This window comes from Sphingopyxis sp. J-6 (assembly GCF_046603995.1).
Taxonomy (GTDB): Bacteria; Pseudomonadota; Alphaproteobacteria; order Sphingomonadales; family Sphingomonadaceae; genus Sphingopyxis.
Map to the genome: position 1 here is coordinate 821,833 of NZ_CP145810.1, position 13,621 is coordinate 835,453.

A 13,621-nucleotide genomic window follows, 5' to 3' on the forward strand; every position below is an offset into this window, starting at 1 on the left:
GATCGCCCTCACTCGAAGAAGCGGATCTGGGTCGGACCCGGATAATGACGGAAGCGCAGCATTCCCCAGCGCCAAGCGAGATGCGCGAGGAAACCGCGCGGCTGCGCACGCTTCCACGGCAGGAAAAGGAGAAGGGCCGCGATGAACGCCCAGCCGACCAGCCCGCCGACGATGACGGCGACGAAGATGGTCGTGACCACCAGCACAAACTCGTCCGACCCGAACCACAGGATCTGGACCGGCTTGTGCAGATATTGGGGTAGGCGCTCGTCCATCGACCCTTCTCCTCCCGCTTCATGTCCTCCGGTCCGAAGCATTGGTCAGAGGACAGGTGGCCAGGGCTCCGCCCTGGCATCAAGGCCCGCGCACGCGCCGTGGAACCGTCGGCGCGAACGCGAACCATCTCGTTCAGATCACCATCCCGAAAGTCTGGAGAATGCTGTCGGCCTTGATCAGACAGACGGCGGCGACGATCGTCGGGATGCCGATCATGATGTTCGAGAACAGGCGTGACACGCCGAAGAGGAAGGCTGCGACGCCGGCGACGAAGCCCAGCGGGCCCTTGACCCCCTGGTTTACAACAATGTCGTAGATATCGTAGCCGAGATCGCCGGCCGCCGGCGCCGTGAAGGCATGGGCGCTCGCCGCGAGCAGCGACAGGAGCAGCACGGGCATGCCGATGTCCGCGACCGAAAGGGCGCGATTGCTGAATTTCTTGATCATATTGCCTGCTTTCCTGAAAATCGGGCTGTCCACTGATCTGCCTGCCGACATCAATGAAAATCGCTGTCGGCCGACGACGGCGCGGGGCGGCCCAAGGGGCGCGCCGCCTTCGGCATTCCGGTGCCCTGCAACCGTCGACAGGCATCGAGCCATCGACGCAGCAGCGCCCGCCATGAAGGGAAGGGGATCAGCGCGTGGCATCGGCCGTCCTCGCTGATGAGAGGAATGCCTCGATTTCGGCTTGCTGGAAGCCGGAGATGAGTTTGCCGCCTAGGATCAACGTTGGCGTACCCGAAACGCCCGCTGACGTTACCAGCTTGGAATGCTCTTCGACGCGCGCACGACCTTCCGGACAGGTCCGGAGCACCGCAGGCGCGGACCCCGCATAGACAGCTTTGAAAGCGGTTTCCTTGTCGGAAGAACATAGGATATGCTCGGCCTTGGCGGCGGCTTCGGGATGAATGCCGCTCACGAAATAGATGAGGCGGCGAACGGGCTTGCCTTCGGCCGACTTCGCTGCCCAGTAGCGATCGAGCGCGCGACAATAAGGGCAGTCGGGATCGGTGAACTCGATCACTGTCGGTGCACTCTGGGGACCGATCGGCAGTGCTTGCGCGGGATCGATCAGACGAAACCAACGTTCTCGGGAGTGACTTCTAGCGCAACGAAGGCCCTTTCAGGCTTCTCTCGTCGGCTTGCACCTTGTTGGAGTGGTCGCGGCAAATTTCTTTGCCCAAAGCCACCCAACCCAGACCCAGGGGAACACCCACGCGAAAGGCCCTTTGGCCTTATGTCTCGGATTTGCCTTGTGGAAGCGATGGTGCCGCTTACAGGACTCGAACCTGTGACCCCATCATTACGAATGATGTGCTCTACCAACTGAGCTAAAGCGGCAACGCCGGCGCCTCTAACAGCGCGGCCGGATGATGACAAGCATCGTCTGGCAATTGTTTTGGTGCGCCGCGCCGATTGCGTCCCGGTCAGAGAGGGTCTGATTAGCGGCGCAGGTCAGGCGGATATCGAGCGGCTGTTACCTCGCTCTCACCGGCCCCTCGCAGGAGCAGCGCGCGATGCCGCATCCTCAAGCGGTCTGCGGCATGGGGCGAATCTCGAAAAAATCATACGCAAATACTATGCGCGCCCCGATTTCGCGCTCTCGAATTCAAACGCGGCCCCGGCCTATTTGAGCCTCCTGCAGACGACTCGCCATCTTCCGTGGCCTGCGTCTTGCCGGAGCAACATCATGCAGGATCTGATCTGGACCGGCATCATCCTCGCCCTTCTCGCCGCGAGCCTCGGTTATGCGCGGCTATGCGACGACGCATAGGGACCGATGCCATGACCCTCGACCTCTGGCTCGCGGGCCTCACCGCGCTTGGCCTTCTTTTCTACCTCGTCGCCGTGCTCGCGCGGCCCGAACGTTTCTAGGGGAGGCGCGCCATGACGTTTCAGGGATGGCTCCTGATCGCGGCGTTCGCCGGCATCCTCCTGCTTCTCGCGAAGCCGATGGGTCAATGGCTCTTCGCGCTTTACGAGGGGCGCCGCACGCCGCTCCACCGCGTGCTGGGCCCCGTCGAGACGGGTTTCTACCGCCTTTCGGGCATCGACCCGACCGAGGAGCAGGGCTGGCGCCGCTACGCCGTGCATATGCTCATCTTCAACGCGGCGCTCGCGCTCTTTACATATGCGATCCTGCGCCTGCAGGGCGTGCTGCCGCTCAATCCGCTTGGCTATGACGGTACCAGCGCCGACCTTGCCTTCAACACCGCAATCAGCTTCACCGCGAACACCAACTGGCAGAGCTATGGCGGTGAATCGACGATGTCGAACCTGAGCCAGATGCTCGGCCTCACGATCCATAACTTCCTGTCGGCGGCGACGGGCATCGCGCTCGCCTTTGCCCTGTTTCGCGGTTTCGCGCGGCGCGAGATGAAGACGATCGGCAATTTCTGGGCCGATATGACGCGCGTCACGCTCTATCTGTTGCTGCCGCTCTGCGCCGTGCTTGCGATCTTCTATATCGCGAGCGGTGTGCCGCAGACGCTCGCCGGCTCGGTCGACGTGACGACGCTCGAGGGCGTCAAACAGACCCTTGCGTTGGGGCCGGTCGCTTCGCAGGAAGCGATCAAGATGCTTGGCACCAACGGCGGCGGCTTTTTCAACGCCAACTCGGCGCATCCGTTCGAGAATCCGACGGCGCTGACCAACGTCGTCCAGATGCTGTCGATTTTCGCCATTGGTACCGGGCTGACCTGGACCTTCGGCAAGGCGGTCGGCAATCCGCGTCAGGGCTGGGCGATCCTTGCCGCGATGATGGCGCTGTTCCTTGCCGGGGCCGCGATCACCTATTGGCAGGAAGCCGCGGGCAATCCGGTACTCCACAATCTCGGCGTTGCTGGCGGCAATATGGAGGGCAAGGAGGTTCGCTTCGGCATCGCCCAGTCGGCGTTGTTCGCGGTCGTCACGACAGCGGCGTCGTGCGGGGCGGTCAATGCGATGCACGACAGCTTCACCGCGCTCGGCGGCATGATCCCGCTGTTCAACATGCAACTCGGCGAGGTCGTCATCGGCGGGGTCGGGGCGGGGATCTATGGTTTCCTCCTGTTCGCGATCCTCGCCATTTTCGTGGCCGGGCTGATGGTCGGGCGGACCCCCGAATATGTCGGCAAGAAGATCGAGGCGCGCGAGGTCAAGCTTGCGGTGCTCGCGATCGCGATGCTGCCGCTCGTCATCCTCGGCTTTACGGCGATCGCGTCGGTGACCGGAGCGGGTCTTGCCGGGCCGCTCAACAAGGGGCCGCACGGCTTTTCGGAAATCCTCTACGCCTTCACCAGCGCGACCGCGAACAACGGCTCTGCCTTTGCCGGGCTCAGCGCCAACACGCCTTTCTATAACGGCATGCTGGGCGTCGCGATGTGGATCGGCCGTTTCTTCATCATCGTGCCGATGCTCGCGATCGCGGGCGGCCTCGCGGCGAAGAATTATACGCCGGCGACGGCGGGTAGCTTCCCGACCACCGGGCCGCTGTGGACGGCGCTGCTCGTCGGCATCGTGCTGATCGTCGGTGGCCTGACCTTCCTGCCGAGCCTCGCGCTCGGCCCGATCGCCGATCATCTCGCGATGACGAGCGGCCAGCTTTTCTAAGGATCACGCAAAATGGCCCGGTCTGAAACCCAGTCCCTGTTTACGGCTGACCTGATCGTTCCGGCGATCGGCGACGCCTTCCGCAAGCTCAACCCGAAGGAACTGATCCGCAATCCGGTGATGTTCACCACCGCCGTCGTCGCGCTGCTGCTCACCATCCTGCTCGTCGTCGGGCAGGACGGGCTCGCCACCGGCTTCAAGCTCCAGCTCGTCATCTGGCTGTGGCTGACCGTGCTCTTCGGCACCTTCGCCGAAGCGCTTGCCGAGGGGCGCGGCAAGGCGCAGGCGGCGTCGCTGCGCGCGGCCAAGGCCGAACTGACGGCGAAGCGGGTGAAGGGCGACGGGAAAGCTTGGGAAAGCGTGCCCGCCAGCGCGCTTCGGGTTGGCGACGTGGTGCTCGTCGAGACGGGCGACCTCATCCCGTCCGACGGCGAAGTCGTTGCCGGCGTGGCGTCGGTCAACGAGGCCGCGATCACCGGCGAAAGCGCGCCGGTGATCCGCGAGGCGGGCGGCGACCGGAGCGCGGTCACGGCGGGCACGCGCGTCATTTCGGACGAAATCCGGGTGCGAGTGACGGTCAATCCCGGGCAGGGCTTTCTCGACCGGATGATCGCGCTCGTCGAAGGTGCCGAGCGGCAGAAGACGCCGAACGAGATCGCACTGACCCTGCTGCTCGTCGGGCTGACGATCATCTTCCTGATTGCGGTCGGCACGATCCCGGCTTTTGCAAGCTATGCGGGTGGCAGCATTCCGGTGGCGATCCTTGCGGCGCTGCTGATCACCCTGATCCCCACGACCATCGCGGCCTTGCTTTCGGCCATCGGCATTGCGGGCATGGACCGGCTCGTACGCTTCAACGTGCTCGCCAAGTCGGGCCGTGCGGTCGAGGCGGCGGGCGACGTCGACGTGCTGCTGCTCGACAAGACCGGAACGATTACTGTCGGCGACCGGCAAGCGACCGAGTTTCGCGCCGTGGGCGGCCATTCGGCGGCGCAGCTCGCCGAGGCGGCGCTGCTCGCCAGCCTTGCCGATGAAACGCCGGAGGGGCGCTCGATCGTCGTACTGGCGCGCGAAGGCTTCGGTCAGTCCGCGGTGATGCCCGCGGGTGCAGAGATTATCGCCTTCACTGCGCAGACGCGCATCTCGGGCATCCGGATCGGCGACAGCGTGATTCAGAAGGGCGCGGTGGACTCGGTCCTGCGCGCCAATCCCGGCGCGGGGACAACCGCTGCCGCGACCGAACTCCGCCGGATCACCGACGAGATCGCGCGCGCCGGCGGCACGCCGCTGGCGGTCGCGAAGGACGGTGAGTTGCTCGGTGCGATCTTTTTGAAGGACATCGTCAAGGCGGGCATTCGTGAACGCTTCGGCGAGCTGCGCGCGATGGGCATCCGCACGGTGATGATCACCGGCGACAATCCGCTCACCGCCGCAGCGATCGCGGCAGAAGCGGGGGTCGACGATTTCCTCGCGCAGGCGACGCCCGAGGACAAACTCGAGCTGATCCGCAAGGAACAGGCGGGCGGGCGGCTCGTCGCGATGTGCGGCGACGGCACCAACGATGCGCCGGCGTTGGCGCAGGCCGATGTCGGCGTTGCGATGAACACCGGCACGCAGGCGGCGCGCGAGGCCGGCAATATGGTCGATCTCGACAGCGATCCGACCAAGCTGATCGAGGTGGTCGGGCTGGGCAAGCAGCTCCTGATGACGCGCGGCGCGCTCACGACCTTTTCGGTCGCCAACGACGTGGCCAAATATTTCGCGATCATCCCGGCGATGTTCGTCGCGCTCTATCCGGGGCTCGGCGTGCTCAACATCATGGGCCTCACCAGCCCTGAGAGCGCGATCCTGTCGGCGATCATCTTCAACGCGCTGATCATCCCGCTGCTTGTCCCGCTCGCGCTGAGGGGCGTGACCTATCGGCCGATGGGGGCGGGGCCGCTGCTCGCGCGCAACCTTGCTGTCTATGGTCTCGGCGGCCTCGTCGTTCCCTTCGTTGGCATCAAGCTCATCGACCTGGCCGTTGGTGGCCTCGGTCTTGCCTGAGGATTATTCATGCACAAGGATCTCATCAGTTCGCTGCGTCCGGCGCTCGTCATGACGTTGCTTTTCGCGGCGCTGCTGGGGTTCGCCTATCCGCTCGCGATCACCGGTATCGGACAGGCCTTTTTCCCCGATCAGGCGAACGGCAGCCTTGTACGCCAGAAGGGGATCGTCGTCGGCTCCACCGTCGTCGGGCAGGCCTTCGCGTCCGAGCGATATTTCCACAGCCGGCCGTCGGCGGCTGGCGACGGTTACGATGGAATGGCCTCGTCGGGCTCGAACATCGGCCCGACGTCGCAGGCGCTCGCCGACCGCGTGCGGGCCGATGTCGTCCGGCTTTCCGAAACGGCGCCAGGGCCGAACGTCCCGCCTGACCTGGTGACGACCTCCGCCTCGGGGCTCGACCCGCATATCAGCCCCGAGGCGGCTCTTTACCAAAGCGAACGCGTGGCGCGCGTGCGCGGGCTCGACCCCGCTGCGGTTCGCAGGCTGGTCGAACAGGCGGTCGAGACGCCGTTGCTGGGTTTTCTGGGCGAGCCGCGCGTCAATCTGTTCAAGCTCAATCGACGACTCGATGCACTTGGGGCTAAACCGGCGAGGTGACCGAAGCCGACCGACCATTACCCGAGGCCTTTCTGCGTCAGGCGGCGCAGGAAGGCCGCGGCCGTCTCAAGGTCTTTCTCGGGGCGGCCCCGGGGGTCGGCAAGACGTGGGAAATGCTGACCGACGGCCGTCAGCGCCGCGATGCGGGTGTCGATGTCGTGGTCGGGGTGGTCGAAACGCACGGCCGCCGCGAGACCGAGGCACTCGTCCACGGCCACGAGATCGTCGCGCGACGCGAGGTCGATCATCAGGGCCACAGCCTCGGCGAAATGGACATCGATGCGATCCTCGAACGACGCCCCGGGCTCGTGCTCGTCGACGAACTTGCCCACACCAACGCGCCGGGCAGCCGCCACCCCAAACGCTATCAGGACGTCGAGGAACTGCTGGGTGCCGGGATCGACGTCTATTCGACGCTCAACATCCAGCATGTCGAAAGTTTGAACGATGTCGTGGCATCGTTCACGCGCGTCCGGGTGCGCGAAACGGTGCCCGACTCGGTTCTCGAAAATGCCGAGATCGAGGTGGTGGACATTCCGCCGGACGAGCTGATCGAACGGCTGCGCGACGGCAAGGTCTATATTCCGCAGGAGGCGTCGCGGGCGCTGACGCACTTCTTCTCCAAATCGAACCTCTCCGCGCTCCGCGAACTGGCACTGCGCCGCGCCGCGCAGGCGGTCGATGCGCAGATGCTCGATCATGTCCGCAGCCACGCGCTTGCAGGCAGCTTCGCGGTGGGGGAACGGATCGTCGTGGCGGTCAGCGAGCTTCCCGTCGCCGCCGAACTGGTCCGCGCGGGCAAGCGGCTCGCCGACGCGCTGAAGGCGCCGTGGAGCGCGGTCTATATCGAGACGCGGCGCAGTCAGGCGATGACCGACGACGACCGGCGGCAACTCGGCGACACACTCGCGCTCGCCTCGCGGCTCGGCGCCTCGACCGCTACCGTTCCTGCCGCGAGCGTTGTCGAGGGGCTCCGCAGTTTTGCGCGCGACGCGCGCGCGACGCAGATCGTGATCGGCAAATCGAGCCGCCCCTGGTGGTTCGAGATGCGTCACGGCTCGGTCGTCGATCAGCTCGTGCGGACGATCGACGATGTCGCGGTTCACGTCCTGCCGGGCGAGCCCGAGGTCAAGGCGGAACGGCCCGCGCCTCCGGTCCCCGGGCGTTGGGGCAAGCCGTCACATTATATCTGGTCGCTCGCGATGGTCGCCGCGATGACGGCGCTTGGCCGCCTGCTCATCGAGGTCATCGACCTGGGCAATATTTCGCTGCTTTATCTGGTCCCCGTCATGTTTGCGGCGGCGACCTTTGGCCTGCGCGCCGGGCTGTTCGCGGGGCTGGTATCGAGCCTCGCCTATAATTTCTTCTTCCTGCCGCCGACCGGCACGCTGACCGTCAACAACCCCGAGAATGTGATCAGCATCCTCGTGTTGCTCGGCGTCGCCATCGTCACCAGCCAGTTCGCGGCGCGTGTGCGCGCCCAGGCCGACCTTGCGCAGTCGAGCGCCCGCCAGAATGCGGCGCTCGCCAGCTTCTCGCGCCAGCTTACTGCGGCGCCCGATCAGGACAGGCTGATGCAGGCGATCTGCGCCGAGGTCGGCCGCCTGCTCGACGTCCGCACCGTCCTCCTCCTGCCGTCGGCCGATGGCCCGACGCTCCGCGCCGCCGTGCCGCCCGAAGACCGGCTCGAACAGATCGAGCGGGCGGCGGCGCAGTGGGCGATGGACAATGCGCAGCCCGCCGGGCGGGGTTCGGCAACGCTGACCGCGTCGGACTGGCTTTTTCACCCGCTACAGACCACGCGCGGTGTACTCGGGGTGCTCGGGCTGACGCGCGACGATGCGCAAGCGCCGGTGCGGTCGGATCAGGTGCCGCTGCTGATGAGTCTGCTCGATCAGGCTTCAATTGCGCTCGATCGCATGGAACTCGAGGAAGCCTCGCTTCAAGCGCGGCAGGTCGACGAGCGCGACCGGCTGCGCTCGGCGTTGCTGTCATCGGTCAGCCACGACCTCCGCACGCCGCTCACCACGATATTGTCGGCGGCGCAGGAGATGCGGCGCCATCCCACGGCGGAAATGGCCGAAACGATCGAGACCGAGGCGCTGCGCCTCAACCGCTTTGTCTCGAACCTGCTCGACATGGTGCGCGTCGAGGCCGGCGCCCTTCCGATGAAGGCGGAAGCGACGGAGTTATTCGACGCCGCTGCGGGCGCCGCGCATGACACCCGCGCCTCGCTGGCCGGGCACGATGTCCTGATCGAAATCGCGCCCGCCATTCCGCTCGTGCGCGTCGATCCGGTGCTGCTTCATCATTGCCTGATCAATCTGCTCGACAACGCAGGACGCTACGCCGATCCCGGCACGCCGATCACCATTCGCGCGAGGCGCATCGCCGATGCCGTCCTGCTGTCGGTGATCGACCAGGGACCCGGTATCGCGCCCGGCAACGAGACGCGCGTCTTCGAAACCTTCACCCGGCTCGAAGGCAGCGACCGCGCCAAGCATGGCACCGGGCTCGGGCTTGCCATCGTCAAGGGCTTTGCCGAGGCGATGGGGCTGACGGTCGAGGCGGGCAACAATGGCGAACCGCATGGTGCGTGCTTCACGATCCGCATCCCCGAAGCGCTGCTGGTCAAGGATATGACCGTCGAGGATATTCCATGAAAATTCGCCACAAGATCCTGATCGTCGATGACGAACGCCATATCCGCCGCCTGATCCGTGCGGCGCTGGAGCGGGCCGACTATGCGATCGCCGAGGCCGAAAATGCGCGCGAGGCGATCGAACGCCTCGGTGCGGAGCGACCCGACATCATCCTGCTCGATCTCGGCCTGCCCGATCGTGACGGGCTCGAACTGGTTCCGCTCGTCAAGCAGAAGTCGGAGGCGACGCTGATCGTCGTATCGGCGCGCGACGCGACCGACGAGAAGGTCGCGGCGCTGGACCTTGGCGCGGACGATTATCTGACGAAACCATTCGACACCGACGAGCTGCTCGCGCGGGTGCGCGTGGCCTTGCGGAACCGGCTGACGCGCGACGGCGGCAATCTTGCCGTGACGGTCGGGGACGTCAAACTCGATCTGGTCGCCCGGCGCGTGACCAAGGGCGGCAAAGAGGTTCATCTCACGCCCAAGGAATATGCAGTGCTCGCCCAGCTCGCCCGCTTTCCCGGGCGCGTCATCACGCACAAGCAGCTCATGGACGAAGTGTGGCCGCGCGAGCATGAGCATCATGTCGAATATTTGCGCGTGCTGATCCGCACGCTCCGCCAGAAACTCGAAGCCGATCCGCAGCAGCCGCAGATCATCGGCAACGAACTCGGGATCGGCTACCGCTTGCGGCTCGGGACGGAGCGCTCCGGCGAATGAAAATATGATGCCGACGTAAGCGGCGGTAGAGAGCAAGTCGTTCCGAATGGCCGAGGTTCGATCATCAAGCCTCACGGCCGATCATATGCAATCTCAATGCGGGGCGACGTTTCGCGATCTCGAATTACTATGCCGCCCGGCGTAACTGGATAACCTCCTTTGGAGGTTTTCATGAAAAAATGGCAGGAAACGCTCGCCGCCCGTCTGGGCCTTCGCATCGGCGGCGCCATGCTTCTCGTCATCGGCTGGCCGGTCGCAGTCCGGCTCCATTGCCTTGTGCAGACGACGCCGGCACGCGACGCGACGGCATTCATGATGCTGCTAGCCGCGTTGACTTTCATTTGCGGAAGCGCAGGCAGCGCGCTTCTGTTCGTCGGGCCCGGGCTTTGGGTGTCGGTTGAAGTTTCCGAGCGCTGGCAACAGCTGCCCGATCGCGATTAGGTGCGGTGGCTGAGTCTGCAAGGCTGCCAGACCATCTGACCCCTCGAAAAGCGGAGGGCCCCGCGCGCCGCGTCCGGCGCGCGGGGCGATGCTCAGGCGGGGACGGTTCCCGCGACCGGCCGCGGCGGCGCTTCGCCTTTCGACCGGCGGCCATGCACCATGCGGTAGAGCGCCGGGAGTATGAGCAAGGTCAGGATGGTCGAGGAGACAATCCCGCCGATGACCACGGTTGCCAGCGGCCGCTGCACCTCGGCGCCGGCGCCGACGTTGAACGCCATCGGCACGAAGCCGAGGCTCGCAACCAGCGCGGTCATCAGCACCGGCCGCAGGCGGGTGAGGGCGCCTTCGCGGATCGCGTCGTCGAGGCCCGTACCGCTTTCGCGAAGCTGGCGGATGAAGCTCAGCATCACAACGCCGTTGAGCACCGCGACGCCGGAGAGGGCGATGAAGCCCACCCCGGCAGAGATCGACAGCGGCATCCCGCGGATCAGCAGCGCCGCGACGCCGCCGGTGAGCGCCAGCGGCACCCCCGAGAAGACGACCGCGGCATCCTTCCACGACCGGAACAGCGCGTAGAGCAGGCCGAGGATCATCAGCAAGGCCGCCGGGACCACGAGCTGGAGCCGTTTCGCGGCCGAGATCAGTTGCTCGAACGTCCCGCCGTAGCTGATCCAGTAGCCGGGGGGCACCTCGACCTCGCCACCGACCTTCGTCCGCAGTTCGTCGACGAACGATCCAAGATCGCGGCCGCGGACATTGGCGGTTACGACGACGCGGCGCTTGCCGTCCTCGCGGCTGACCTGGTTCGGCCCGACAACCACCTCGATCTTCGCGACGTCCGCGAGCGGGATGAAGCCGCGCAGGCCGGCATCGGGGGCCGCCCCCAGCGTCACGTCGCTCGACGGGCCGATCGCGGGCAGGGGGATGCGAAGCCGCCCGATTTCGTCGACCCGCTCGCGCATCGTCTCGGGCAGGCGGACGATGATCGGGAAGCGCCGGTCGCCTTCGAAAATCTGCCCGGCCTCGACGCCGCCGATCGACACGCCGACCACGTCCTGGATGTCGCCGACATTGAGCCCGAAGCGGGCAAGCGCGGCGCGATCGGGGGTAATCTGGAGCATCGGCAGCCCCGTGACCTGCTCGACCGCGACGTCCTGCGCACCCTCGATCTTAGACGCCACGCTTTCGACCGCATCGCCGATTTTACTCAGCGTATCGAGATCGTCGCCGAAGACCTTGATCGCGACGTCGGCACGAACCCCGGACAGGAGTTCGTTGAACCGCATCTGGATCGGCTGGGTGAACTCGTAATTATTGCCCGGAATCTCGGCGACCGCGGCCTGCATTTCGCGGACGAGCTCGGCCTTCGGTTTCCTCGGGTCGGGCCATAGCTTGCGATCCTTGAGCATCACATAGGTGTCGGCAACCGACGGCGGCATCGGATCGGTCGCAACCTCCGCGGTGCCGATCTTTGCCACCACCCGTTCCACTTCGGGAAAGCGCTTGATTCGCGCTTCGAGCGCGGCCTGCATCTGGACCGCTTGCGACAGGCTGGTGCCGGGAATGCGGAGCGCGTGGAGTGCGATGTCGCCTTCGTCGAGGTTCGGGACGAACTCCGACCCCATCCGGCTGGCGGCGAGACCTGAGAGCAGGACGAGGCCGACGGCACCCGCGACGAACGCCGCGCGCAGCCGGAGCGCCTTGTCGAGCGCCGGCGCATAGGCGCGCCGTGCCCAGCCCATCAGGCGGCTTTCCTTCTCCTCGACCTTGCCCGTGACGAACAGCGCGATCGCTGCGGGCACGAAGGTCAGCGACAGGATGAGCGCCGCGGTCAGCGCCATCACGACGGTGATCGCCATCGGATGGAACATCTTTCCCTCGACGCCAGTGAGCGCGAAGATCGGCACATAGACGAGCGCGATGATCAGGACACCGAACAGCGACGGCCGGATGACTTCGGAGGTCGCCGATGCTGCAAGCTTGAAGCGCTCGCTGCGGTCGAGCAGCCGCCCGAGCCGGTGTTGCGCCTCGCCGAAGCGGCGAAGGCAATTCTCGACGATGATGACCGCGCCGTCGACGATCAGCCCGAAGTCGAGCGCGCCGAGGCTCATGAGGTTGCCCGACACGCCGCCACGCACCATGCCGGTGATCGTCATCAGCATCGTGACCGGAATGACCGCCGCGGTGATCAGCGCCGCGCGGACATTGCCGAGCAGCAGGAAGAGCACGACGATGACGAGCAACGCGCCTTCGAGCAGGTTCTTTTCGACGGTCCAGATCGCGCGTTCGACAAGATCGGTGCGGTCGTAGATCGGCACCGCCTTCACGCCCGGCGGGAGCGCCTTCGCCGCCACCGCGAGGCGCTCGGCTGCTGCCTTGGCGACGACGCGGCTGTTCTCCCCTGCGAGCATCATCACCGTGGCGAGGACGACTTCCTTGCCGTCCTCGGTCGCGGCACCGGTGCGCAGCTCTTCGCCGAGGCCGATGTCGGCGACATCGGCGACGCGGATCGGGATGCCGTTCCGGTTGCTGACGATGACCGATTTCAGATCGTCGATGCCGGCCGCTTGCCCCGGGGTGCGGACCAGATATTGCTCGCCGTATCGCTCGACATAGCCGGCGCCGCGATTGTCGTTGTTGCGTTCGAGCGCCTGGACGACATCGGCGAGCGTCAGCCCATAGGCCGACAGCCGCGCCGGGATGGGAGTCACATGATATTGGCGCTCATAGCCGCCGATGCTGTTGACCTCGGTCACTCCCGGGGTCCCGCGAAGCTGCGGGCGGATGACCCAGTCCTGCAGGGTGCGCAAGTCTTCGGCCGTATATGCCGAACCGTCGGGCTTTTTCGCTCCCGGTTCGGCCTCCAGCGTGTACATGAAGATTTCGCCGAGCCCGGTCGCGATCGGGCCCATCTCGGGCGAAACGCCCGGCGGAAGCTGTTCGCGCGCGGTTTGCAGCCGTTCGTTGATGAGTTGCCGCGCGAAATAGATGCTCGTCCCATCCTCGAACACGACGGTGACCTGGCTGAGGCCATAGCGCGAGATCGATCGCGTATATTTAAGCCCGGGCAGGCCGGCGACCGCGGTTTCGACGGGGAAGGTCACGCGCTGTTCGGCTTCGAGCGGGGAGAAGCCGGGCGCCGATGTGTTGATCTGGACCTGGACGTTGGTGATGTCGGGGGTGGCGTCGATCGGCAGCCGCTGGAAACTCCAGACACCGATCGCGCAAAGCAGCGCGACGATGGCGAGGACGGACCAGCGGAAGCGGATCGCGCCAGCGATCATCCGCTCGAGCAAGGGA

Annotated in this window: 10 protein-coding genes, 1 tRNA gene and 1 pseudogene; 7 read left to right on the plus strand and 5 right to left on the minus strand. The window is 65.7% G+C overall.

Going from position 1 to position 13,621, the window contains the following annotated elements:
• Positions 1-8: 8 nt before the first annotated feature.
• The 4 genes and pseudogenes from V6U71_RS04090 to V6U71_RS04105 all read right to left on the minus strand — a co-directional run bounded on the left by V6U71_RS04090 (position 9) and on the right by V6U71_RS04105 (position 1,617).
• A complete protein-coding gene (locus V6U71_RS04090; protein ID WP_411341059.1) occupies positions 9-275 on the minus strand; it encodes a type IV conjugative transfer system protein TraL in 267 nt (88 codons plus the stop codon).
• 133 nt (positions 276-408) lie between these two features.
• Complete coding sequence (locus V6U71_RS04095; RefSeq protein WP_411342305.1) at positions 409-723, minus strand: hypothetical protein; 315 nt, start codon at positions 721-723, stop codon at positions 409-411.
• 187 nt (positions 724-910) lie between these two features.
• A pseudogene (locus V6U71_RS04100) lies at positions 911-1,354 on the minus strand (thioredoxin fold domain-containing protein); the annotation flags it as partial.
• Positions 1,355-1,541: 187 nt separating this feature from the next.
• Positions 1,542-1,617: transfer RNA gene (locus tag V6U71_RS04105), tRNA-Thr, on the minus strand.
• Between the two features lie 444 nt (positions 1,618-2,061).
• On the opposite strand from V6U71_RS04105, the gene V6U71_RS04110 reads away from it, so the two are divergent.
• From V6U71_RS04110 to V6U71_RS04140, 7 genes are all read left to right on the plus strand, one after another.
• Entirely contained in the window at positions 2,062-2,151 is a 90-nt protein-coding gene (locus V6U71_RS04110; RefSeq protein ID WP_054588683.1) for a potassium-transporting ATPase subunit F, read from the plus strand.
• A gap of 12 nt (positions 2,152-2,163) precedes the next feature.
• Positions 2,164-3,867, plus strand: coding sequence for a potassium-transporting ATPase subunit KdpA (gene kdpA / locus V6U71_RS04115; protein WP_411341060.1), 1,704 nt, complete (start codon positions 2,164-2,166; stop codon positions 3,865-3,867).
• 12 nt (positions 3,868-3,879) lie between these two features.
• A complete protein-coding gene (gene kdpB / locus V6U71_RS04120) occupies positions 3,880-5,913 on the plus strand; it encodes a potassium-transporting ATPase subunit KdpB (protein WP_411341061.1) in 2,034 nt (677 codons plus the stop codon).
• 9 nt (positions 5,914-5,922) lie between these two features.
• Entirely contained in the window at positions 5,923-6,513 is a 591-nt protein-coding gene (gene kdpC / locus V6U71_RS04125) for a potassium-transporting ATPase subunit KdpC (protein ID WP_411341062.1), read from the plus strand.
• A complete protein-coding gene (locus V6U71_RS04130; RefSeq protein ID WP_411341063.1) occupies positions 6,510-9,176 on the plus strand; it encodes a DUF4118 domain-containing protein in 2,667 nt (888 codons plus the stop codon). Before kdpC ends, V6U71_RS04130 begins: the two co-directional genes overlap by 4 nt.
• Positions 9,173-9,880 (plus strand): response regulator, encoded by a 708-nt coding sequence (locus tag V6U71_RS04135; protein ID WP_411341064.1) that lies wholly within the window; start codon positions 9,173-9,175, stop codon positions 9,878-9,880. Before V6U71_RS04130 ends, V6U71_RS04135 begins: the two co-directional genes overlap by 4 nt.
• Before the next feature lie 171 nt (positions 9,881-10,051).
• Positions 10,052-10,321 (plus strand): hypothetical protein, encoded by a 270-nt coding sequence (locus V6U71_RS04140; protein ID WP_411341065.1) that lies wholly within the window; start codon positions 10,052-10,054, stop codon positions 10,319-10,321.
• Between the two features lie 92 nt (positions 10,322-10,413).
• Here V6U71_RS04140 and V6U71_RS04145 read toward each other — a convergent pair whose 3' ends face one another.
• Positions 10,414-13,617 carry an efflux RND transporter permease subunit gene (locus tag V6U71_RS04145; protein WP_411342306.1) on the minus strand — a complete coding sequence of 1,068 codons (3,204 nt, stop codon included), beginning with the start codon at positions 13,615-13,617 and terminating at the stop codon, positions 10,414-10,416.
• Positions 13,618-13,621: the final 4 nt, after the last annotated feature.